This window comes from Gilliamella sp. X-60, from assembly GCF_057063585.1.
This window is the reverse complement of the sequence record NZ_JBXSQJ010000018.1, coordinates 1-21,866: the sequence shown is the minus strand read 5'-3', so window position 1 is coordinate 21,866 and position 21,866 is coordinate 1. Positions and strand designations below refer to the sequence as shown.

Annotated in this window: 21 protein-coding genes, 1 tRNA gene and 1 pseudogene; 9 read left to right on the top strand and 14 right to left on the bottom strand. The window is 35.8% G+C overall.

All coding sequences use genetic code 11. The annotated features are described in order from the left end of the window. Positions 1-128: 128 nt before the first annotated feature. Positions 129-512, bottom strand: a complete 384-nt coding sequence (gene grcA, locus ACYIAM_RS09655) for an autonomous glycyl radical cofactor GrcA (RefSeq protein ID WP_174796824.1) — start codon at positions 510-512, stop codon at positions 129-131. Positions 513-960: 448 nt separating this feature from the next. Here grcA and ung point away from each other — a divergent pair, with 448 nt between their 5' ends. Both ung and gntR read left to right on the top strand, forming a co-directional pair. Then, on the top strand, positions 961-1,653 hold the full coding sequence (gene ung, locus ACYIAM_RS09650) for a uracil-DNA glycosylase (protein ID WP_483748107.1): 693 nt from the start codon (positions 961-963) through the stop codon (positions 1,651-1,653). Further along, positions 1,646-2,650 carry a gluconate operon transcriptional repressor GntR gene (gntR, locus tag ACYIAM_RS09645; RefSeq protein ID WP_483748106.1) on the top strand — a complete coding sequence of 335 codons (1,005 nt, stop codon included), beginning with the start codon at positions 1,646-1,648 and terminating at the stop codon, positions 2,648-2,650. The genes ung and gntR overlap by 8 nt, the downstream gene beginning before the upstream one ends. Before the next feature lie 66 nt (positions 2,651-2,716). Here gntR and ACYIAM_RS09640 read toward each other — a convergent pair whose 3' ends face one another. Further along, entirely contained in the window at positions 2,717-3,052 is a 336-nt protein-coding gene (locus ACYIAM_RS09640; RefSeq protein ID WP_483748105.1) for a DUF805 domain-containing protein, read from the bottom strand. Between the two features lie 252 nt (positions 3,053-3,304). On the opposite strand from ACYIAM_RS09640, the gene upp reads away from it, so the two are divergent. Beyond that, a complete protein-coding gene (upp, locus tag ACYIAM_RS09635) occupies positions 3,305-3,931 on the top strand; it encodes a uracil phosphoribosyltransferase (RefSeq protein WP_174796821.1) in 627 nt (208 codons plus the stop codon). 126 nt (positions 3,932-4,057) lie between these two features. Further along, positions 4,058-5,293 carry a uracil-xanthine permease family protein gene (locus tag ACYIAM_RS09630; protein WP_483748130.1) on the top strand — a complete coding sequence of 412 codons (1,236 nt, stop codon included), beginning with the start codon at positions 4,058-4,060 and terminating at the stop codon, positions 5,291-5,293. Positions 5,294-5,672: 379 nt separating this feature from the next. Here ACYIAM_RS09630 and lysS read toward each other — a convergent pair whose 3' ends face one another. The 12 genes from lysS to recC all read right to left on the bottom strand — a co-directional run bounded on the left by lysS (position 5,673) and on the right by recC (position 18,939). Next, positions 5,673-7,190 carry a lysine--tRNA ligase gene (gene lysS, locus ACYIAM_RS09625; RefSeq protein WP_483559806.1) on the bottom strand — a complete coding sequence of 506 codons (1,518 nt, stop codon included), beginning with the start codon at positions 7,188-7,190 and terminating at the stop codon, positions 5,673-5,675. A 30-nt stretch (positions 7,191-7,220) separates the two neighbouring features. Further along, positions 7,221-8,319, bottom strand: a protein-coding gene (gene prfB / locus ACYIAM_RS09620; protein ID WP_483748104.1) for a peptide chain release factor 2 whose coding sequence is annotated in 2 segments (ribosomal slippage) — positions 7,221-8,243 and positions 8,245-8,319 — 1,098 coding nt in all. Because the reading frame shifts where the segments join, the coding sequence is not laid out codon by codon here. A 186-nt stretch (positions 8,320-8,505) separates the two neighbouring features. After that, positions 8,506-9,132 (bottom strand): Fe-Mn family superoxide dismutase, encoded by a 627-nt coding sequence (locus ACYIAM_RS09615; RefSeq protein WP_091350432.1) that lies wholly within the window; start codon positions 9,130-9,132, stop codon positions 8,506-8,508. 136 nt (positions 9,133-9,268) lie between these two features. Beyond that, a complete protein-coding gene (locus tag ACYIAM_RS09610; protein ID WP_483748103.1) occupies positions 9,269-10,096 on the bottom strand; it encodes a VanW family protein in 828 nt (275 codons plus the stop codon). Positions 10,097-10,129: 33 nt separating this feature from the next. Further along, on the bottom strand, positions 10,130-10,858 hold the full coding sequence (locus tag ACYIAM_RS09605; protein ID WP_483748102.1) for a type 1 glutamine amidotransferase: 729 nt from the start codon (positions 10,856-10,858) through the stop codon (positions 10,130-10,132). A 213-nt stretch (positions 10,859-11,071) separates the two neighbouring features. After that, positions 11,072-11,147 (bottom strand) — tRNA-Asn (locus ACYIAM_RS09600). A gap of 96 nt (positions 11,148-11,243) precedes the next feature. Beyond that, positions 11,244-11,819: a YiiX/YebB-like N1pC/P60 family cysteine hydrolase gene (locus tag ACYIAM_RS09595; protein WP_174796817.1), complete on the bottom strand. Its 576-nt coding sequence runs from the start codon at positions 11,817-11,819 to the stop codon at positions 11,244-11,246. Further along, positions 11,803-12,390 carry a biotin transporter BioY gene (locus ACYIAM_RS09590; protein WP_483748101.1) on the bottom strand — a complete coding sequence of 196 codons (588 nt, stop codon included), beginning with the start codon at positions 12,388-12,390 and terminating at the stop codon, positions 11,803-11,805. Before ACYIAM_RS09590 ends, ACYIAM_RS09595 begins: the two co-directional genes overlap by 17 nt. 153 nt (positions 12,391-12,543) lie before the next feature. Next, entirely contained in the window at positions 12,544-13,176 is a 633-nt protein-coding gene (locus ACYIAM_RS09585; protein WP_483748100.1) for an MBL fold metallo-hydrolase, read from the bottom strand. A 4-nt stretch (positions 13,177-13,180) separates the two neighbouring features. Beyond that, positions 13,181-14,584, bottom strand: coding sequence for a DHA2 family efflux MFS transporter permease subunit (locus ACYIAM_RS09580; RefSeq protein ID WP_483748099.1), 1,404 nt, complete (start codon positions 14,582-14,584; stop codon positions 13,181-13,183). A 344-nt stretch (positions 14,585-14,928) separates the two neighbouring features. Next, entirely contained in the window at positions 14,929-15,720 is a 792-nt protein-coding gene (locus tag ACYIAM_RS09575; protein ID WP_483748098.1) for a TatD family hydrolase, read from the bottom strand. 9 nt (positions 15,721-15,729) lie between these two features. Continuing rightward, positions 15,730-18,939 (bottom strand): exodeoxyribonuclease V subunit gamma, encoded by a 3,210-nt coding sequence (gene recC, locus ACYIAM_RS09570; RefSeq protein WP_483748097.1) that lies wholly within the window; start codon positions 18,937-18,939, stop codon positions 15,730-15,732. A 273-nt stretch (positions 18,940-19,212) separates the two neighbouring features. Between recC and ACYIAM_RS09565 the strand changes: the two genes are divergently transcribed. From ACYIAM_RS09565 to ACYIAM_RS09545, 5 genes and pseudogenes are all read left to right on the top strand, one after another. After that, complete coding sequence (locus ACYIAM_RS09565; protein ID WP_483748096.1) at positions 19,213-19,554, top strand: hypothetical protein; 342 nt, start codon at positions 19,213-19,215, stop codon at positions 19,552-19,554. 98 nt (positions 19,555-19,652) lie between these two features. After that, positions 19,653-20,000 (top strand): hypothetical protein, encoded by a 348-nt coding sequence (locus tag ACYIAM_RS09560; protein ID WP_483748095.1) that lies wholly within the window; start codon positions 19,653-19,655, stop codon positions 19,998-20,000. 103 nt (positions 20,001-20,103) lie between these two features. Next, a complete protein-coding gene (locus ACYIAM_RS09555; protein ID WP_483748094.1) occupies positions 20,104-20,499 on the top strand; it encodes a hypothetical protein in 396 nt (131 codons plus the stop codon). Positions 20,500-20,580: 81 nt separating this feature from the next. Then, the gene (locus ACYIAM_RS09550; protein ID WP_483748093.1) at positions 20,581-21,066 is read left to right on the top strand and encodes a hypothetical protein; all 486 of its coding nucleotides are present in this window, start codon (positions 20,581-20,583) and stop codon (positions 21,064-21,066) included. A gap of 472 nt (positions 21,067-21,538) precedes the next feature. Further along, positions 21,539-21,866 (top strand): annotated as a pseudogene (locus ACYIAM_RS09545) (hypothetical protein); the annotation flags it as partial.

Below are 21,866 nucleotides of genomic sequence, written 5' to 3'. Positions count from 1 at the left end.
AGTATCTACGATCAATAGATGCTTTTTCGCATAATAACTACTGTGTTAGCATATTGTGATATTTAAGTTATAAAAAAGGATAACCTAATTACTTAGATTATCCTTTATAAAACTTAAACCCGATTTAATTAGATTTTAGTCGTAAATGTACGAGCAATAACGTCGCGTTGTTGTTCTGCTGTTAGTGAGTTAAAACGCACTGCATAACCAGAAACACGAATGGTTAATTGTGGGTATTTTTCTGGATGTTGTACGGCATCTTCCAAAGTTTCACGACGAAGAACGTTCACATTTAAGTGTTGACCGCCTTCAACTTTAATAGTTGGTGCAACATCTAATGGAACTTCACGATATTCGAATTGACCTAGTTCTGCAGTCGGGATCACTTGATCTTCTTTATAAACTGATTTAGCAGCTACACAGCGCGCTTCTTTTGTCGCGTCGTCTAATAACCAGAAAGAGTTAAGAAGTGCTGCATTGTCTGCTTTAGTAATTTGGATACCTGTAATCATTTTAAATCCTCCTAACGGGGCCTTATTGCCCTAAAATAATTAGGGTTAATATAGCACTTTGAATATTTGATTAAAGTCAAAAAAAGCTATCGATTCAATAAGTAATACCTTTGTTTAGTATTTTAGTTATGATTGTATAAACACACTTTATTATATTAATTGTTTCTTGATTTATTAACCATGTCTATTGCCTTTTAAAAAATAAAGGAACGCCACTGGATATTTATTTAGTCAAACTTGTTGTGATTTAAAATATTGTCAAAATATGCCATTAGTATTGAGGCATTAAATAATGGGTTGTTATTGTATGCTTAACTGAATATTTAACAATTTTGATTTAGCGCGCTTTAAGCTGATTAGCATTAGGTTTATTATGATTTTTAGGTATAATTATTGCAATCAGCAAATAGTGTTGTTGAGTCATATAAAATTATAGTATAGGTATTGTATGAATAATCAATTAACATGGCATGACGTTATCGGCGGTGAAAAACAGAAGCCCTATTTTCAACATATAATGCAATTTGTGGCATCTGAGCGCGCTAATGGTAAGATTGTGTATCCACCACAGCATGATGTGTTTAATGCATTTCGTTTCACGCCATTTGATCAAATCAAAGTCGTGATTTTAGGGCAAGATCCTTATCATGGTCCTAATCAAGCCCACGGACTTTCATTTTCTGTTTTACCGGGAATTAAGCCACCGCCATCGTTAATGAATATCTATAAAGAGCTATCAACGGATATTGATGGATTTACAATTCCTTCTCATGGCTATTTAGCTTCTTGGGCGACCCAAGGCGTATTATTATTAAATAATGTGCTGACGGTTGAAGCAGGGCAGGCGCATTCTCATGCAAAAATAGGTTGGGAAACCTTTACTGACCATGTGATAGCCGCAATTGATAAGCATCTTGAGGGTGTGGTTTTTTTATTGTGGGGATCTCCTGCACAAAAAAAAGGTCAGTTTATTAATCGTCAAAAGCATCATGTATTAACATCAGTGCACCCATCGCCGTTATCTGCCCATCGCGGCTTTTTGGGTTGTAGGCATTTTTCAAAAGCGAATGATCTTATTATACAACAAGGCAAAGCAGCCATAGATTGGCAGCCAAGACTACCGGAAAAAGCGAATGAATAGCCATAAAAAACGTCGAACGGGTTTGCAAGAAATCGCCAATTTAATTGGGATTAGTAAAATGACAGTCAGTCGTTTTTTACGTGATCCTAATCTGGTGTCTAAACCTCTTCAATTGCAAATTTCAGCCGCGATAGATGAGCTTGGCTACATTCCTAATAAAGCTCCCGATATGCTGTCTAATGCCAAAAGTAATGCGATTGGTATTGTGTTTCCTTCTTTTACCAATCAAGTTTTTGCTGATATTTTAAAAGGTATTGAAATGGTGACTGATGCTAGGGGATATCAAACTATGATTACCCATACTGGCTATAGTGCAGAAAAAGAAGAATCACGTTTGCGTTCACTACTTTCTTATAATATTGATGGATTAATTTTAACCGAAAGAACACATACTCCAGCAACATTAAAAATGATCGAAATTTCGGGTATACCTGTTGTTGAAATTATGGATAGCGTTTCACCTTGCATTGATATGGCGGTTGGATTTGATAATTTTACGGCGACTAAAAAGATGATTCAGCGAATGATAAATAAAGGGCGTCAAAATATTGTCTATTTTAGCGCAAGGCAAGACCAACGAAGTATTATTCGTCAACAAGGTTATGAAAAGGCAATGGAAGAAGCAGGATTAACCCCACGAACGCTAGCAACTAAAGAAGCGTCGTCTTATGAATTAGGGGCGAGATTTTTACATCAAATTTTAGCGGAGTTTCCTCGTGTTGACGGTATTTTTAGTACTAATGATGACTTAGCTTTGGGGGTATTATTTGAATGCCAGCGGATGGGAATTGAAGTGCCAAAACAGATAGCGATTGTTGGATTTCATGGACATCAAATTGGTCAATTTATGAATCCTAAATTAGCGTCTATACAGACCCCCAGAATTGAAATGGGAAAAATTGCCGCAGAACTATTATTAAAACGCATTAATGGCGAGCAGGTCGATCAAAAAGTTATTGATATGCCAGTTGAGTATTTAGACGGCGAAAGTATTTGATAAAACAGAAAGTCGGATTGAGAATCATCTAACCTTACCACATTTAGTGATAAGGTTATGAGTAAATTATAAACCTTTAGGGTTCTCGCCATATTGGTTAGGACCAGGAGTTGAATCGGTACACATAAGCTTTAATAGCGTATAAGGTGTTGCAGTCCAAAAGTACCAACCCGGTTTATCAACATCATGCAAACGGCGTACTGTAACTGCGAAATTAGGAACAAATAAAGCCAACATCAAGCTCAAAGTTAAAACGAGGTTATTTTTAATCATATTATCAATAATTATCATCAAAATAATTAGAACAATATAGATCGAAGAGAACATCCAATATTCTTCACGGCAAGCTCGCCCATCAAAATTTCCATAATTTATTGTAATACAATCAATAAACCAATTCATCCGTTATTTTCCTTTTTCATTAATTAAATTATTGAAAAGATCATATAAGCAACTTTATTTTAATGAAAAAAATTGAAAATGAAACTGATTTTTATCATTAAATTTTTTATTTTTTATTTTGTTATCCATATTTATATTGTCGATGGGCTTGTTGATTTCAGGTTTTCATAAAGTGAGATCTATGTTAGAATCGCCCCTCAGTGGTTATTTATACCGACTAACAGATTATAGAAAATAACACTGAGGCCCTCCATGAAAATAGTTGAAGTAAAACACCCTCTTGTACGCCATAAGATTGGTTTAATGCGTGAACACGATATTAGCACCAAAGACTTTCGCGATCTTGCCAGCGAAGTTGGCAGTTTATTAACTTACGAAGCCACTGCGGATCTACCTACCGAAAAAGTAACGATCAATGGTTGGTGTGGGCCTGTTGAAGTTGAGCAAATTAAAGGTAAAAAAATTACTGTCGTGCCTATTTTGCGTGCGGGCTTAGGTATGATGGATGGTGTGCTTGAGCATATTCCAAGTGCCCGTATTAGCGTTGTCGGTTTTTACCGTAACGAAGAAACGCTCGAACCTGTTCCTTATTTCCAGAAGCTAACCTCAGATATTGAAGAGCGAATAGCTTTAGTTGTGGATCCAATGCTTGCAACAGGCGGTTCAATGGTCGCGACAATCGATTTGCTTAAAAAAGCAGGTTGTAAAAATATTAAAGTATTAGTTTTGGTTGCTGCACCAGAAGGTATTAAAGTACTTGAACAAGCTCACCCTGACGTTGAACTTTATACCGCATCAATTGATGAGAGGTTGAACGAAAAAGGTTACATATTACCAGGACTTGGGGATGCTGGAGACAAAATCTTCGGCACAAAATAAAATCTCAAATTTTAGACCGGTTAAACCGGTTTTTTTATGCCTGTCAAACAGGCAAGTTATACAACAAATTTAGTTAAGTAAGAGAGGCGCGATGTGAGCAATATCACAACAGACAAAACAGAAAATATAACATCACAGCATAAGCATTCTTGGCAGGATATTTTTACTGGCGCACAAATGTTATTTGTCGCATTTGGAGCATTGGTATTAGTACCGTTGTTAACGGGGTTAAATCCCAATGTAGCGCTTTTTACTGCTGGAGTAGGTACTTTATTATTTCAATTAACCACGAAAGGTAAGGTACCAGTATTTTTAGCTTCATCATTTGCGTTTATTGCCCCTATCTCATTTGGTGTTGCGCAGTGGGGGATCCCCGCTACTTTAGGCGGTTTAGTTGCCGCCGGGTTAGTTTTTATGTTTTTTGCTTTTTTAGTCAAAATGAATGGTAGCCATGTTATTGACCGCATCTTACCGCCGGTTGTGACAGGTCCAATTATTATGGTTATTGGCTTATCGCTTGCGCCGGTTACCGTTGGGATGGCAATGGGTAAAAATAGTGGACTACAAGCTGAAAATTATCAATTGATTCTTATTTCAATGGCTTCACTATTAACAACGTTAGTGTTGGCTATTTGGGCAAAAGGTTTTTTAAAATTATTACCTATTATTTCCGGTATTGTGGTTGGTTATACGCTTTCTTGTATGTTCGGTATTGTCAATTTTCAACCGGTGATTGATGCCCCGTGGTTTAAAATACCTGATTTCACGTTTCCTGAATTTCACTGGCAAGCAATTTTGTATATGCTGCCAATTGTGATTGCACCAACCATTGAACATGTTGGTGATATTATGGCAATTAGTACTGTCACAGGTAAAGATTATACGCGTGATCCTGGTTTACAGCGCACATTACTCGGTGATGGATTGGCAACTTCGACAGCGGGATTTTTTGGTGGACCACCCTGTATTACTTATGCGGAAGTAATTGGTGCGGTAACGTTAACGCGTAATTTTAAAACTCGCGTCATGACATGGGCGGCAATTTGGGCCATTTTAATGTCTTTTATTGGCAAAATTGGTGCATTTTTAGGCTCAATTCCAACTGTAGTCATGGGGGGAATTATGGTGCTATTGTTTGGTTCCATTGCATCAGTGGGCATAAATATTTTAGTTAAACACAAAGTGGATCTTTCTGTGCCTCGAAATATGTGTATTGTCTCATTAGTCTTAGTTTTTGGGATTGGTGGGATGATCTTTGATTTTGGATCGTATGCCCTACAAGGCATCAGTTTGTGCGGAATTTTAGCCATTGTGTTAAATCTGATCTTGCCACATCAAGCCAAACCGACTGATAGCCACTAAATTAATTCAACTATCGTTGACTATATTTATAGTCAACGATAGCCATAATATGGCTATGTTAACCTATTACTATAAATTCTCAATTAATCACGAAACAGTATAGAATCCTGAATATTTTTTACAAAAATATAACCTAAAAAGTGAATAGATGGGTAAATACCTCATAGTTAGCAAATAACTTGCGTATAAAATTATATTGCCTGTTTTATATTCAATGCATTTTACAAATTTATTTATGATATAAGCTGCTTATCTGTGATAAAGTGAAGTTTTTTATATGGTTATTACAGTTGTTTGTCAAAAAGTTTCAGGAAACTATGTGTTTTAGTATAAAAGCACACTTACCAAAAAATAAGTGTGCTTTTAGTAATAAATTATTTTATTTGATTGGACGCATGGTTGGGAACAAAATAACATCACGAATAGTATGGCTATTGGTAAATAGCATCACTGTGCGGTCAATCCCAATGCCCAATCCTGCTGTAGGCGGTAAGCCGTGTTCAAGTGCGGTGATATAATCTTCATCATAGAACATAGCTTCATCATCACCTGCATCTTTTTGTGTGACTTGATCGGCAAAGCGTTGAGCTTGATCTTCCGCATCATTAAGTTCTGAGAATCCATTGCCAATTTCACGACCACCAATAAAGAATTCGAATCGGTCAGTAACAAATGGGTTTTCATCGTTACGGCGAGCAAGCGGTGAAACTTCTGCTGGATATTCAGTAATAAACGTTGGTTGAATTAAATTTGCTTCAGCCACTTCTTCAAAGATTTCAGTCACAACACGACCAAGTCCCCAGCCTTTTTCGATTTTGATGCCAACAGATTGAGCAATGGCACATGCTTTATCAAAATCATCTAAATCGGCATTATTGGTTTCAGGGCGATAATGGCAAATTGCTTCACGCATGGTCATTTTAATAAATGGTTTACCAAAATCGAAAGTATGCTCGCCATATTGCACAACAGCATCACCTGTTACCGCAATTGCTAAACGGCGGAATAAGGCTTCGGTTAATATAATTAGATCTTTATAATCGGCATAAGCCATGTACATTTCCATCATGGTGAATTCTGGATTGTGTCTTGGCGATACCCCTTCGTTACGGAAGTTACGGTTAATTTCAAAGACACGTTCAAAGCCACCCACCACTAAACGTTTTAAATAAAGCTCTGGCGCGATTCGTAGATACATATCTAAATCAAGCGCATTGTGATGCGTAATAAATGGTTTCGCTGATGCACCACCTGGAATGACTTGCATCATTGGGGTTTCAACTTCCATAAAGTGATTTTCAAGCATAAAGTTACGGATTTCGCTAACCACTTTTGAACGCGCTTTAAACGTCTCTCTTGATTCTTGATTGGTGATAAGATCCAAGTAACGTTGACGATAGCGCATTTCTTGATCGGCAAGTCCATGAAACTTATCAGGTAATGGACGTAGCGCTTTAGTTAGTAAACGAATTTCTTCACAGTGAATAGAAAGCTCGCCTGTTTTGGTTTTAAATAAGTAACCTTTCGCACCGACAATATCACCTAAATCCCATTTTTTAAATTGCTCGTTATAAAAGCCTTCAGGGAGATCATCACGGGTAACATAAAGTTGGATTTGCCCAGCAACATCTTGCAAAGAAACAAACGACGCTTTCCCCATAATACGGCGCATCATCATACGTCCTGCGACCGTTACGATAATTTTGTTTTCAATGAGCTCTTCGTTAGTTTTATCGCCATATTGTTTGTGGAGATCATTTGAAATCGCATCACGGCGAAAATCATTAGGAAACGCAACACCTTGTTCGCGAAGATGAGCGAGCTTTTCGCGACGTACTTTTAGTTCGTTGTTTAACTCTTCAATTTGGTTTTGTTGATCTTGCTGCTCTGTTGACATAATTTTACCTTTTATTTATAACCAAGCGGTTTATAAGCCTGCTTTTAAGCTTTCTTCAATAAATTGATCTAAATCGCCATCTAATACGGCCTGCGTATTACGCGTTTCAACGCCAGTGCGTAAATCTTTAATACGTGAATCATCAAGCACGTAAGAGCGAATTTGACTGCCCCAGCCGATGTCAGATTTATTTTCTTCCATCTGTTGTTTTTCGGCATTCTTTTTCTGCATCTCAAGCTCATACAGTTTTGCTTTTAACTGCTTCATGGCTTGATCTTTATTGCTATGTTGTGAACGGTTATTTTGACACTGCGTCACAATACCGGTTGGAATATGGGTAATACGTACTGCAGACTCGGTTTTATTCACATGCTGCCCACCGGCACCCGATGCACGGTACACATCAATGCGAAGATCGGCAGGGTTAATGTCGATATCAATATCATCATCAATTTCAGGATAAACAAATACTGAAGAAAATGAGGTGTGGCGTCGATTGCCTGAGTCAAATGGGCTTTTGCGAACTAGGCGGTGTACACCAGTTTCTGTGCGTAACCAACCATAAGCATAATCACCCGATACTTTAATCGTTGCTGATTTAATGCCGGCAACATCGCCATCAGAGACTTCCATCACGTCGGTTGCAAAGCCTTTTGATTCAGCCCAACGCAAATACATTCTCAGTAGCATTTCAGCCCAATCTTGTGCTTCAGTGCCTCCTGATCCAGATTGGATATCCAAATAACAATCTGCGCTATCGTAATTGCCTGAAAACATACGCCGAAATTCAAGGCCGGCCAGTTTTTTTTCTAGTTGATCAAGTTCGCTGTTTGCTTCATCGAAAGTCTCTTGATCTTCCGCTTCAATAGCCAGTTCAAGTAAGCCTTCAACATCGTCAAGACCTTGCATTAAGGAATTGATAGTATTGATAATTTCATCTAGTGCAACGCGCTCTTTACCTAACGCTTGTGCTTTTTCGGGATCGGCCCAAACTTCGGATTGCTCTAATTCAGCATTGACTTCTTCGAGCCGTTCTTTTTTTACATCATAGTCAAAGATACCCCCGAATCACAGCCGTGCGTTCGGTAAGTTCTGCTATCTTTGATTTAACAGGATTAATTTCAAACATGATTTAAATTGGTTTGCTCAGTTTTATAATTTTTTTACAAGCCTTCATTGTAGCGGATTTGGGCATAATTTAGCAATTGCCAATTGCCATTTTGACTTGAACTTGATGAATAAAGTGCTCAGCGAAAAGCAAAGATGGCGCATAAAGCGCCATCTTTTTAGTTGAAGATATTTAGTGCAAGCTGGGTTATTTTTTTGCTTCAGCGTATAGCTCAGCAACTTTATCCCAGTTAACCACATTCCAAAATGCACCGATGTAATCAACACGACGATTTTGGTATTTCAAATAATAAGCATGTTCCCAAACATCAAGCGTTAGGATAGGTGTACCAGAAACACCAGCAAATTTTTCGCCCATCAATGGTGAATCTTGATTAGCTGTTGAAACCACTTCAAGTTTACCATTTTGCAATACTAACCAAGCCCAACCAGATCCAAAGCGAGTGGCTGCCGCTGCTGCAAATTTTTCTTTAAATGCATCAACTGAACCAAAATCTTTTTCGATGGCAGCTTTAAGTTCACCTTTTAGTTCGGTACCAACTTTTAATAATTCCCAGAAAAGCGTGTGATTAACATGACCACCTACATTATTTTTAATGCCGGTAAGTTTATCAGCGGGCACTTTATCTAAATTTTTTAATAAATCGCTTGGGCTAAACTCTTTAATTTCAGCAGATAAAGTTTCAATGATAGCATTGGCATTGTTGACATAGGTTTGATGATGTTTATCGTGATGAAGATGCATTGTTTCAGAATCGATATAAGGTTCTAATGCATCATAAGCATAAGGTAAAGGGGGTAAAGTATAAGCCATGAAATTTGCTCCTTTCATATATTAGGTATTATCAACTACTTTATCTTATGAGTATACGGGCTATTATAGTCGCCCTCAAACTATCACTTAGATAGTTAGTGGCTATCTGTGATTAGGCTGATGATTATTTTTCCAATTAGCTTTCATTACTTGCTATAAATGGGGTATACATCATAACTGCGTGGTTTTCGCTGATTAGCTTTTCTTCGACATGGTTATCAATTAAATGTGTTTTGCGTTGCCATATTTTATTATGTCTGGTATAGCCTCCCCACCACTGTTGTTCAATGCGATGATCGGTTTCTAGGATTTGATAATGATGAGTTAATGGGATATTAGCAAGTAATTCACCATGTAAATACTTATCATCAAGCCAAAGATTAAGCCGGTAGGTGGTATTGGTTTTATTGATTAATTGTAAATCAACATAGTTATAAGACAAGGTTGCGCCACAAGCAAAAGGAATTGTACGATTGATATCAGGGAAAACATCAAAACTATGCCGCCAACGCTCCATAATGGTGAGATCAGAATGTAACACAATCCAATAAATCAAATTACCTAATTGGCATAATCCACCACCAATATCTTTGCCTATCTGTCCATTATGTAATGATAGTCCTTCTAAAAATCCTCGTTTTTTCGATGGGCGTCCTACTTTTTGCCAGATCGAAAAACGTTGATTGGGCTTAATGATTGAACCATTAAGTTTTTCAATGGCTAATCTAAGATTAGTGATCTTATTATATTGTAAATACATATCAACATCTTTTAGTGGTCTTAATAAAACAGACTGATGTTTTTTGTGTGAATAACAACAGGTATTATTATTTATGTCGACAGTACTATAGGCGTGACGATGTCGCCACCAATCAAATTTTCGTTTTAAGATAAAATACTCTTTGCCTAATTTCAGCCTTAATTTGCTGCGTTTTATCGGTTTATCGACAATGATACCCTTCATAATTTTCCATTTCCTTATCTACAATATAATCAATTATTTTTCTAAAGATGATTGATAGTGCTGGCTCAACTTATCGAGAAAAGTAAAAAGTTTTTGATTCATTGCCGTGTAATCATGCGAGCGAAGCGTTTCAGGCGTATCAACAAAGCGGTAATTGGCAGCTTGATTAAGCTCTTTTTGCGAATGGGCAATCAGCAACTCAACAACTTCAGGCGTGAACTCCATATGGCATTGAAACCCATAAACGAATTTATTATAAGCAATGATTTGCCGAGGACACCCTGCACTATAAGCTATAATTTTGGCATCTTTGGTTAAACCAGGCATATCATTGTGCCAATGACCGACTTCTAATGTATTGCCAAAATCAGCAAATAAAGGATTTGTTTTAGCAATTTGCGTTAATGTAATTGGGAATTTTCCAATCTCTTTTTCTGGGCTTTGGGCATGACTTGCGCCTAACGCCTCGCCAATTAATTGTGCGCCTAGACACACGCCAATAACTATTTTACCTGCATTTATCATTGATAAGATCACAGCTTGTTCTGCTATGGAATCAAAATAGGCACACTCTTGTTTGGTTGTTGACGGCGATTGTGGGCCACCCATAACAATAAGAAAGTCGGTATCATCAATGCAATTAGGAAGTGGTTCACCAAGATAAACGCGAGAATAGGTTATGGTGTGATGATGCATCCTAGCCCATTGTTCATAGGCTCCAGGTGCTTCGAAAGCTTCATGAATAATAAAATGTATATGCATTAATAAAGACTCCTTGCCTATAAATATTATCATCAAAAATCATGATTCAATGACATTACATATATCTAAAGATAAATTTATTATTGAATTATTATGAATAAATTTTTCGCAAATACAATATAGACTTTTGATATTAACGGGATAAAAATTTGAAAAAAAGTAAAGAAGCTTGGTAGAGGTAATTTATCTAAGATGGTTTTGGGATTTAGAAGTTGGCTCCTCCAACAGGACTTGAACCTGTGACATACGGATTAACAGTCCGCCGTTCTACCGACTGAACTATGGAGGAACCGAAATGTAGCGCGCATATTATAGATTTTATGGCGCTATGTCAATAGTTAAATACTTTACAATGCTTTTTTGTCTAAAATTGCCTCCTTTATAATCATTCAAGTGTTAGGATTGTCTTGAATAAGTGTTTTTGTCTGAGTAATTGTTGCGGATGCGAACCGAGCTCTTGTTGTGGGATGCTCTGTTTTAGATCACGATAATAATCAATCCAATAAGGCAAAATTTGATTTGTTGTTATATCCTTAAAATTCATTGGATATAATGCGAAATAATCACTACCTTGTTTAGTTTTAAAGGCATAAGTAATCAGTTCGCTGCAATAAAACCCATCCGTATTTTGATGAAAACTATGATTGTAAGGTGAACCTAAGCAATTTTTAGCTCGCTTTAATGCATTTTGAATAACAGCCAAATCATGGATTCTACCAATGATATTACGTCTAGCCGCACCAACAAAATCAGGCAAAGATTGTTCAATTACGCCATATTTTTGTGTCGCTTCAATGACGCTATTATTGCCAATATATAAACCGACATGATTGATATTTTTTGTTATCTCATCCATGTTAGCTACTGCGCCAGAACGGTTTATAGCGTCACTAAAATCATTATCTTCGTTAAGGCTTTGGAAGATGATATCGCCACTTTGAATATTATTGAGTTTTAGCACGATAACGCCATAGCGAAAACATTACACAAGTTGCAATAATAAATTTAAGTGCATCAATGCCAACAAATGGAAAATAACCCACTTTTAACGCATCAATCAGCGTAATATGCAAATAACCCATTAAATAGACAACACCAAATACAAATAACAATTGATGTGCACAGGCAAATGCAATTAAGCCTAAAATAAAGCGGCGATCATACCCCTTTTCTGCAGCAAAACCGGCTAAATAGGCACTAAATACATAGCCGTATAAGTAACCAGAAGAAGGTGATGCTAGCGCCATAATCCCACCACTACCATTAGCAAATAGCGGTAATCCCATCGCGCCTAAAAAAAGGTATTGAATTATTGCTAATGCACCTAATTTACGACCTAAAAAAGCACCAATTAGTAATACTGCCAATGATTGTAATGTAAATGGGACAGGATAAGTCGGAATACTAATATTAGCGGCTAATCCTAAAAGTAATGCTGCGCTGGTGGTGGCCAATAATTTACGTTGCCAAGAAGATAAATTAACCAGTGTCATGATAAATGTTGGATAATACGAAGTGAGTTGTTGTTTCATTATTTTCTACCTTTGATACATAAATAGTAGAACTATAATAGCGCAACGTATTTTATTGTAAACTATTTTTTATATAAAAAGTTTACAATAAGGTTAAATTGTTGCTATCGCACTCTAAGATAAAGAGCGTGATAGCAAAAAACAAGGTTTTGCTTAAACTAAGTAAGGATTGCTGATTCGTTCATGACCAAAACTTGACATTGGGCCGTGTCCTGGCACAAAAATAAAGTCATCACCAAGAGGTAATAATTTGTTAGTGATTGATGAAATTAAATCGGTATGGTTGCCTCGAGGAAAATCAGTTCGTCCTATACTGCCTTTAAATAATACATCGCCGACAAAAGCCAGTTTATCCAAATGATTAATAAAAACAATATGTCCTGGAGTATGACCAGGGCAAAAAAGGACATCAAGGGTGATGTTACCTAGTTGAATCTGGTCGCCTTCTTTTAGCCAACGATCAGGTAAAAAGCTATCCGTATAAGGAAAACCAAATTGTACGCATTGCTGTGGTAAATTTGTTAGCAAAAATTCATCTTCTTGGCTTGGTCCAATAATCTTTACATTATAATGTTGAGCTAATGTGGTTGCCGCACCAACATGATCCAAATGTCCATGGGTTAATAAAATCTGTTTAATATTTACGCCCAGTTTTTCAACGGCTTTTTTCAGTAGTTCTGGTTCACCGCCAGGATCAATCAATGCGCCTTCCATGGTTTGATCACACCAAATAATGCTACAGTTTTCTTGAAAAGCGGTAACGGGGATGATTTGATACTGAAACATATACTTATCTCCTTGTTTCTTGGTGATGGGTGATTAGATTTTGGCCGTCTTCTTTTTTTAGTTGCGCAAAAATAACGCTTGATAGCACTGTAACCACACCGAGTATAACAAATGTTAATTGAAATGCGTGAATAGTACTAGCTGAGTTGCTAATTAATCGCAGTAAAACTGCACCAAATCCTGTACCAAAACTAATAGCAAGTTGTTGATTCACTGCCATTAAACTATTGCCACTACTTGTATTTTCGTTTTCTAAGTTCGCTAAGGTTATGCTATTCATCGCGGTATATTGCATAGAATTGATACCACCGATACAAAATAGCAATAAACTGATTAAGATAAGGGGCGTTGATAAATTTAGTAGAGACATTAAAACAATCATCACGCCCGCTAAAATGGTATTAGCAACGAGCACAAAACGATAGCCTAAACGAGCTAAAATACGTGGAATAACGATTCGAGTACAAATTGAAGCAATAGCCATTGGCATTAGCATCACACCAGCAAAAATAGCCGAGTAGCCAAAACCGACCTGTAACAACAAGGGAATTAGAAAAGGTACGCCAGATATACCTAATCGGCAAATTAAATTGCCAATAATGCCTATTTTGAACGTGTGGATCTTAAAAAGTGATAGGGGAAATAATGGTGTTGTTTTCTTTTTGGCATACCCATAATAGATAAGTAAAAAAACGAAGCTGATTGCGGCAAGTAGCAATGAAAAATAATATGTCTGATTTTGGTTTAAAACTTCTACACTTAAAGTGGCACTAATAAAGGCAATCACAATAAATATAAAGCCAAACAGATCAAAAGGCATGCGTTCACCTTTTAGATTCGGCATATATTTCCAACTAATTATCACACCTAAAATACCAATGGGTAAATTAATAAAAAACACCCAATGCCAACTCACCATATCAACTAAATATCCCCCTAATACCGGTCCCAAAACAGGTCCAATTAAACCGGGAATGGTGGCTGTATTTAAGGCGGCTAAAAAATCACTACGCTTAAAAGATTTAATTAATACTAAACGTGATATCGGTACCATCATTGAGCCACCAATACCTTGAATAACACGAGAGATATCTAAAAAAATTAATGAATTGGATAAAGCGCAAAGCAATGAGCCAAGTGTGAACAGTGAAACAGCCATCACAAAAATATTTCTAGTACCAAATTTATCCGATAAAAAACCACTGACTGGAATAAATAATGCTAGGGTTAAAGCATAACTTATCACTGCCGATTGCATATTTAAGGGTGATTCATTAAGATCTTTTGCCATCGTGGGAAGTGCAGTGTTTAATATCGAGGTATCAAGCGATTGCATAAAAAATGCAAATGCTGCAATCCATGGTAATATTCGATAAACAAAGGGCGGTAACTGTAATTCGCTATTCATTTTAATTTAGCCTGAAATTAATTTAAATGCTGGATGAGCGGTTGAATATAAGCTCGGAAAATTAAGCTCTCTTACTGCCTATTTTATTAAGAAAGAGAGCAGATGAATGCCATTTTACAATATTATTTATTAATTATTGGCTTTTTTCTTATTTTTAACAGGTCTATCTTGCCAATAGCCAGCTAGTAATCAACCTAAAATATTGTGTCAAACCGAAAATACTATAGCGGATAGCATTGATAAAAGAGAGGTAATCGATCGAACAAACAGTTGATGAAATTGTTTTGTCATATAAACCTGCTATGAGTCTAATAAAATAATTCTATAATAATGATAAAGTTATTTTAGTTTCTTTGTGTGATTTTTACTCTATTGATGCTACTAAATAGCGTCAAGGTATTTGCTAAAATCGTGTGCATTATGTGCTCTGCTGATTCATTGCGTAATTGGGTCAAGATGTTAAATACTTCAGCGATATATTCAGGGCGATTTATTTGACCTTGACGGCCACTTAATGGCATATCAGGAGCATCCGTTTCAAGCACAAGGCTCTCTAACGGTAATTGAGCAATCGTATTGCGCGTTTTATTCGCTCGTTCATAACTAATGACGCCACCTACACCAATATAATAACCCAGCTTAACAAATTGCATAGCTTGCTGATAGCTACCTGAAAATCCATGAATTACACCACGGCAAGGTAAGTTGGCACGGTGTAATTCATGGTACATAATATCGTGTGCTTTGCGTGAATGAATCAAAACGGGTAAATCAAATTGTTTAGCAAGCGTTAATTGTGATCTAAAAAATGATAGCTGCTGTTGCCAATCAATGTTTAAATCATAGCGATCGAGTCCGATCTCACCAATGGCAATTAATTTTTTAGGTTTCGTTTTAACGATATCGGTTAACAGCTCTAAATCCGCCATGGTATGTTGATAAATAGGATGCAGACCCAAAGCAGCATAGATCTCATAATAATTATCAGCAAGTTGCAAAACGGTATCAAAATAGTTAGCACTAACTGCAGGTATGATTAACCCAACAATATCCGCTTGGCGAATCTTCGCTATTGAATCGGCAAGATGATCAGTAAAAGGCGAAAAATCAAAATGACAATGTGTATCAATAAACATAATGCTCCCTTATTTTACCGTTGTTTGATGTAATAAAATAGGCAATAAAAACCGCTGGCAAGCCAATGTAATTTGTTCAATTAATGCGTCTGTTAAGTCAGGGTAAAGGCGAGTATAATAACTGTCGGACTCGGCAGATCGGTTAAAGCCACCTTGCCAAGTATTTAAAAGCTGATTAATAGCTTTATCGCTCGCGACAATCTCGCCCGTTTTTTTATTATAAGCAGCCATTAACCAACTCCATGCGCTTTGCACTGGTAATAATAAAGGCTGATTAATACCGTGCAAATAACCTTCCACTAATGTGGTTAATATCGCAATTGCTTTATCATGGGATAAGTGTAAAAAACGCCACTCAGTATCTTCTCGGCCATAGGCGCGGCTTTGATTTTCAACTTGATCTGGATTTAAGATGCAATAAACTAAATGATCAATCCACAGCGAAATACCATCTCGAATCGACAGTTTTGCAGGACGCCATGCCAATATACCGTCTTCTTGCACATGGGTTAACCAACCTTGTAATTGGGCATGTTGCCCATTGGTCAAAATAGTTAAATTGACCTCTTGTGTTGTCATAACCAATCGTTCTTGATTAATTTTATTCGCTAATGGTTGCAATGATTCGACTTGTTTATCATAAATAATTTCACCAAAGGCACCATCTGGTAATTCACCCGTTAACGCTAGACGTTGATAAAAATTATCGTATTGTTGCGGTTCATTGCTGATCAGCTGATTTAAAATCAGCAAGTTCAATTGATAACGTTTTAAACTATCAAGATTAAAATTTTCGGCATCGGGTAAGGTATCATCCAGATAATTGATATAGAAATTAAACCGTTTTTGTAAAAAAAATCGAATAGAGTGTTGGTAAAATCGTTTTAATTCATCGAGATTGATATTATCGACATCAATAATAGGTATTTCACTAATAAATAATTGGCTTTCACCTTGTTGCAATGCTGCAGGTAACCACTCATCGGCATAGCTTTTTGGTTCTTGTAAAAAATTTTGAGGATTAAACGGTGTGCGTGTATGGTTTACACGTAAAAAATCCAAGCTGTTAGCAGAACTAACCATGTTATTTGCAGGTATATTATAATATTGGGCAATATATTCCCAAAGCTCATCAACTAGTATAGAGGGATAACGTTCACTGTTATCTTTCATCTCACGACCAATATAACTGATATACAGCTGTTTTTGCGCAGATAAAATTGCCTCTAAAAAAAGGTAACGATCATCGGTGCGACGACTGCGATCGCCTCTTCTTGGATGCTGTGCGATTAAATCAAAGTCAAGTGGAAGCGACGTTCTTGGATAATCCCCATCATTCATTCCCAATAAACAAACAACTTTAAAGGGAATGGAGCGCATTGGCATCATGGTACAAAAGTTTATCTTACCGACTAAAAAACGATGTGCTAAATGATTTTGTTCTAAGCGTGATTGTATGGCATCATGCAAAATCGTGATAGAAATATTATCCATATAATTGGCAGACAAACCACTATTAATCAACGCTTGCCACTCTTGTGCTATCATCAATAAAATGGATTCACGTTGTGAATTGCTAACAAAAAAATCATTAATCAATTCAAGACAACAAGGTTGCCAATCAATGAGCGGTTTTTCTTCGTTTAAGATAGCAAACCACTTCTTTACCACTTTAATAAATTCGGCTAATTGACCGATTAATTCGGCATCTAAACCAGTTGCACCATCATAAGGTAATATCTGTTGCCATCCCCCTTGCTCACTATTCATCGTATAGCCAAGTAATAACCGTTCAAGCCCAAATAACCAACTATGTGCACTATCAAGCCCAAAACGAATGCCTGACTCAACAATCCAAGTCCTCAACAAGGTTAGCTGTGATTGATTAATTGCAAATTTTTCAGAAACAGCCGGGATCTCAAGCAAATTAAAGAGTTCTTCTGCTGTAAATCGACTATTTGGAAAATTTAAAATAGCAAAAAAACCTTGAACAATCGGATCGATATTTCGTGCCTTTTGATCTGAAATAGTAAAAGGTAAATAGCGCTTCTCATAAGCATTACCAAAAACAGCTCGAATATAAGGCACATACTTATCAATATCCGAAACCATAACTATGCAATCGCGTAATTCTAGTGTCGGATCTGCGTCAAAAACTGATAGCAGATAATCATACAATACTTCAACTTCACGTTGCTCACTATGGCAAGCATGAAACGAAATTGACTTGTCTGTTGCTGCAATATACTCATTACCAAAATCGTTTTGATACAGATCTAAAATATCTTGCTGAATGGCATTTAATAAACAAGATCGCCCCTGATCGACAAAAGCTTCAATATCTTGTTTATTATTAAATTCCTGTAACAGGAACAGATTATCACGACCTAGTTTTCCCCACGAGGTTAACAGGGGATTGGGTATTTTATCGGGGGTATTGAATATATCTGACAACTGCTTTTCAACAACATCTCCCCAATACCATTTACACGGATTGTTAAACATCAAATGGACATCAATATGTTGCCCAAGTGCTGACAGTAACGAAAGATAAATAGGAGGAAGAGAAGTAATACCAAAAATAAAAATACGATTAGGTAACGAATCTAAACGTGAACGATCAAAGTGATTATCTAACAAAATTTCAAGCATTTGTTGATAAATATTAGCGCGATGATAAGGTTGACTGATGGATATTAGCTTTCGCCACAGCTCTGCTTGCCACCTTTCATCAGAATGATGATTTAATTCGCTAACAGTATGATTGGCTTCCCATTTTGCAAGCCAATCAGGGCGATAAACTAAGTATTGGTCAAATAACCGCGCAATACGCGTTGCAAGCTGATATCGTTTTTTATCTTGTTTATCAATATCCAGATAATGTTTAAGTGCGCTAAACTCAGGTTGTTCAATAACTTGGGGCAACAAATAATACAAACGCCAACTCATTGATTCAATACTATAACTATTTTCAATGGGGGCATCGGGCAATAATTTTTGATAAAGTTGCCAAATAAATTGAGTTGGAAAAAGAAAATCAACATTAGCCACAATACCCAGTTCATCCGCTAACGCAATTTGCAACCATTGTGCCATACCTTGGCTTTGCACCATCACTACATCAGGTGTAAATACATCCTCTAATGGTTGTCTGCGCATCAATTCACTCAATAACGTCTTGAGTAAATCGACCTGATTTGAATGATAAATGGTAAACATAACAACACTAATTATTGATAAGAAAAGATTAAGATTATCGCTGATCGTTACTAATAAATCTAGTTGCTATTCTAGTGTCAACTTTATAGGCAAAAAAACTACAAGTCATGGCATTGCACAACTAGCAGTAGCAAGAATTTTTATGTCTAATTAGTTCGGCCTGCTATTTACAATGTATGATAAGAAGATTCTAATAACAATCTAATTTTTACACATCTAAAAAAATGGTACACTTTGTGGTTAAATCTGCAAGAAATCAATTTAGGTAATAATATGAAAAAACTATCTATACTAATATTATTAATGTTGTGGCCATTAGTATCCTTAGCCAAAGGACCTAATTGTTATACTTGGCCCATGAATATGACCGAGGTTTGGATGAAAAATGAAAAGATAGTGGATATTCAAGACTTGGATGAATCGAAAACCAAAATAACGCAATTGGCTTCAGAGGAAATAAAAAAGGGTTTATATAATCAAATTTATCAATTTGTTTTTTATGATAAAAATGGTAATAGTTACGAAGTTATTACAAAAAGCCAAGCATCATACGAAGAATGTTCAATAAGTGATGTGAATAAATATCTAATATCCAAAAGCCAAGTTCATCAGTAGGTTATCTAATAATAGGTAAGTAACTTCGGTATTTTAGACTGTTTTTAGTCTATGATAAAAGTAATATAAGGTAAAAAAGAATAATTTAAGGTAATTATGTGAAAAAGCTTTCTTTAGTAATATTGTTAATATTATGCCCAATTCTATCCTTTGCTAATGGGCCCGATTGCCATAATCGCGCTTTGAATAAAGCTAAGGAGTGGTTGAAAAGTAGTAATATAGTGGAGATTGAAAAATTGAATCAATCAAAATTGAGAATAACACTTTTAGCATCTGAACAGAAAAGTAAGGATTTATATACACAAATTTATCATTTTGTTTTTTATGATAATCAAAACAAAGCTTATGAAGTTATCACAAAAAGTGAAGCTTGTAATAAAGACTGTTCGATAGGTGAAGTTGATAGTTATTTAGTATCAAAACGCCAGATTGATTATTTTGATTAATGCGTAAAATGGTCAACGGTTTCAGACATGTTTAACCAAATCATATTATTGCTTTATCAATTAGCTAAATGAATACGGCAAGACAAAAATTAAAGGTTGTAAAATGAAAAAGTTTTTTTTAATTATTGGGCTAATAATGTGGCCTATAATCTCGTTTGCTAAAACACCTGATTGTGCAAATGCTTTCATGAATAATGCGGCTCGGTGGATGCAATATGATGGAGGAATCGTTGAGATGGCTGATTTAGATCCATCAAAAACAACAGTAACATTATTGGCATCAGAAAAAAAGAAAAATACAAATAATTGGATAAAGGAAAAATATGTATATACCCAAATTTATCGCTTCGTTTTTTATGATGATAATGGCAATAGCTATCAAGTTATAACAAAAGGTGATGGTGTAGAAGTTAACGATGATGTTACTGAATATTGTTCAATAGGGTTGAGTGACGTTTATTTTGTATCGAAAGATAATTTAAAAGTAGATCGTAAATAGCTGGACTGACACAGGCTATGTTGATAGATGTAATTAAAGAACTCTATTAACTCAACTCCTTGGTCGCGTGGTGTTAACAACATGATAGATAATACAAAATTTTCTAGAGAATGGCTTCATTTAAAAGAATCTGAAACAAATCTATTCTCTTCTAAATATTATTTTAGAAAATCAAAATGTTTTTTTAAGCAATTACTATTAGCACTCAATACATTATCAGAACAAGGAACAGCATTAAGATTTATAAGAGATGATGATTTTAATGACGAAGAATTAGAAATATTAATCCCCATAATTATAGATATATCAATAGATGGCAATATTGATAATATTCCTATAGCTAGAGATATATTGATCAAGCTTAAAGAGAATAAAATCGTAAAAAATAAATTATCTAGTCTGTTAGATAATGACCTTGATTCTTTCGATGACTTTATATTCCGAAGATTAGCTGAATTACTGCAATATTTAAATTTCTCAGACCTAAAAATCAAATTAATGGATAAATGCCAAAAGAGCGAAAATGATAATTTAATTGAAATATATCAAGATTTCATTGAAAAATGATATGTAGCTCCCGAGTTGTTTATACTTCATGATTATAGCATTTCCTTTATTTTTCCAACTTATTTTTAAATTTCTTATATTTGATAACTAGTTATAAATAAAAGAGCTATCTTCTTTATTAAGAATTACTGAATTCCTGTTAAAAATATTCAGGATTCTATACCGTTTCAGCATAAAATCATTTTAAATTTAATGATTTAATAAATTTCATTGATAAAGCCTAACGTTGCTTAAATCCCTTATTTAACAAAGGCGTTAAGCCGCTATCACTTACCGTTTTAACTAACTGAAATTATTCATATTAAACAAAGATATTGATTAAAAAAATTAAACTTTACGTTAAAATCGTTTATACTCTGTTTGCATTATCGCTTATGTTGAAAATAGTCAGCATAAAAACAATGATATCGCGATAAAACAATAGCATAATAAAAATAAACGGTATGAATTTTAGGAATAAAGGGAGGAAAACATGTCAAACGAACTTAATCGTCTTTTGGGTCAGCTCGGTGACGGGTTTAGCGATTTAATGGCGGGGTTGAGTGGGGTTAGCCATAATCGCTATACTTTAACTGTTGACGGGCTGGGCGCGCCGATGTCGGTTTTGCATGTTGAGGGTGATGAGTCGTTAAACCAGCCTTGGCGTTATGTGATTACCTTTACCAGTACTGATAAAACCTTATCGCCTGATGCCTTTCTTAACCAAAAATCGACCTTCTCTTTTAATCCGGTTATCAATAAACCATTAACTTCCGCTATCCGCTCATTAAGTGATTCACCCACGTTGACGAATAAACGCA

Coding starts and splice junctions, on each gene's coding strand:
- lysS (WP_483559806.1), bottom strand. CDS start 7,190: ATGTCAACAGAGCAGCAAGATCAACAAAACCAAATTGAAGAGTTAAAC.
- ACYIAM_RS09580 (WP_483748099.1), bottom strand. CDS start 14,584: ATGAATAGCGAATTACAGTTACCGCCCTTTGTTTATCGAATATTACCA.
- ACYIAM_RS09610 (WP_483748103.1), bottom strand. CDS start 10,096: ATGAAGGGTATCATTGTCGATAAACCGATAAAACGCAGCAAATTAAGG.
- ACYIAM_RS09640 (WP_483748105.1), bottom strand. CDS start 3,052: ATGAATTGGTTTATTGATTGTATTACAATAAATTATGGAAATTTTGAT.
- ACYIAM_RS09590 (WP_483748101.1), bottom strand. CDS start 12,390: ATGAAACAACAACTCACTTCGTATTATCCAACATTTATCATGACACTG.
- upp (WP_174796821.1), top strand. CDS start 3,305: ATGAAAATAGTTGAAGTAAAACACCCTCTTGTACGCCATAAGATTGGT.
- ACYIAM_RS09555 (WP_483748094.1), top strand. CDS start 20,104: ATGAAAAAGTTTTTTTTAATTATTGGGCTAATAATGTGGCCTATAATC.
- grcA (WP_174796824.1), bottom strand. CDS start 512: ATGATTACAGGTATCCAAATTACTAAAGCAGACAATGCAGCACTTCTT.
- ACYIAM_RS09550 (WP_483748093.1), top strand. CDS start 20,581: ATGATAGATAATACAAAATTTTCTAGAGAATGGCTTCATTTAAAAGAA.
- ACYIAM_RS09585 (WP_483748100.1), bottom strand. CDS start 13,176: ATGTTTCAGTATCAAATCATCCCCGTTACCGCTTTTCAAGAAAACTGT.
- ACYIAM_RS09575 (WP_483748098.1), bottom strand. CDS start 15,720: ATGTTTATTGATACACATTGTCATTTTGATTTTTCGCCTTTTACTGAT.
- ACYIAM_RS09615 (WP_091350432.1), bottom strand. CDS start 9,132: ATGGCTTATACTTTACCCCCTTTACCTTATGCTTATGATGCATTAGAA.
- recC (WP_483748097.1), bottom strand. CDS start 18,939: ATGTTTACCATTTATCATTCAAATCAGGTCGATTTACTCAAGACGTTA.
- gntR (WP_483748106.1), top strand. CDS start 1,646: ATGAATAGCCATAAAAAACGTCGAACGGGTTTGCAAGAAATCGCCAAT.
- ACYIAM_RS09605 (WP_483748102.1), bottom strand. CDS start 10,858: ATGCATATACATTTTATTATTCATGAAGCTTTCGAAGCACCTGGAGCC.
- ACYIAM_RS09565 (WP_483748096.1), top strand. CDS start 19,213: ATGAAAAAACTATCTATACTAATATTATTAATGTTGTGGCCATTAGTA.
- ung (WP_483748107.1), top strand. CDS start 961: ATGAATAATCAATTAACATGGCATGACGTTATCGGCGGTGAAAAACAG.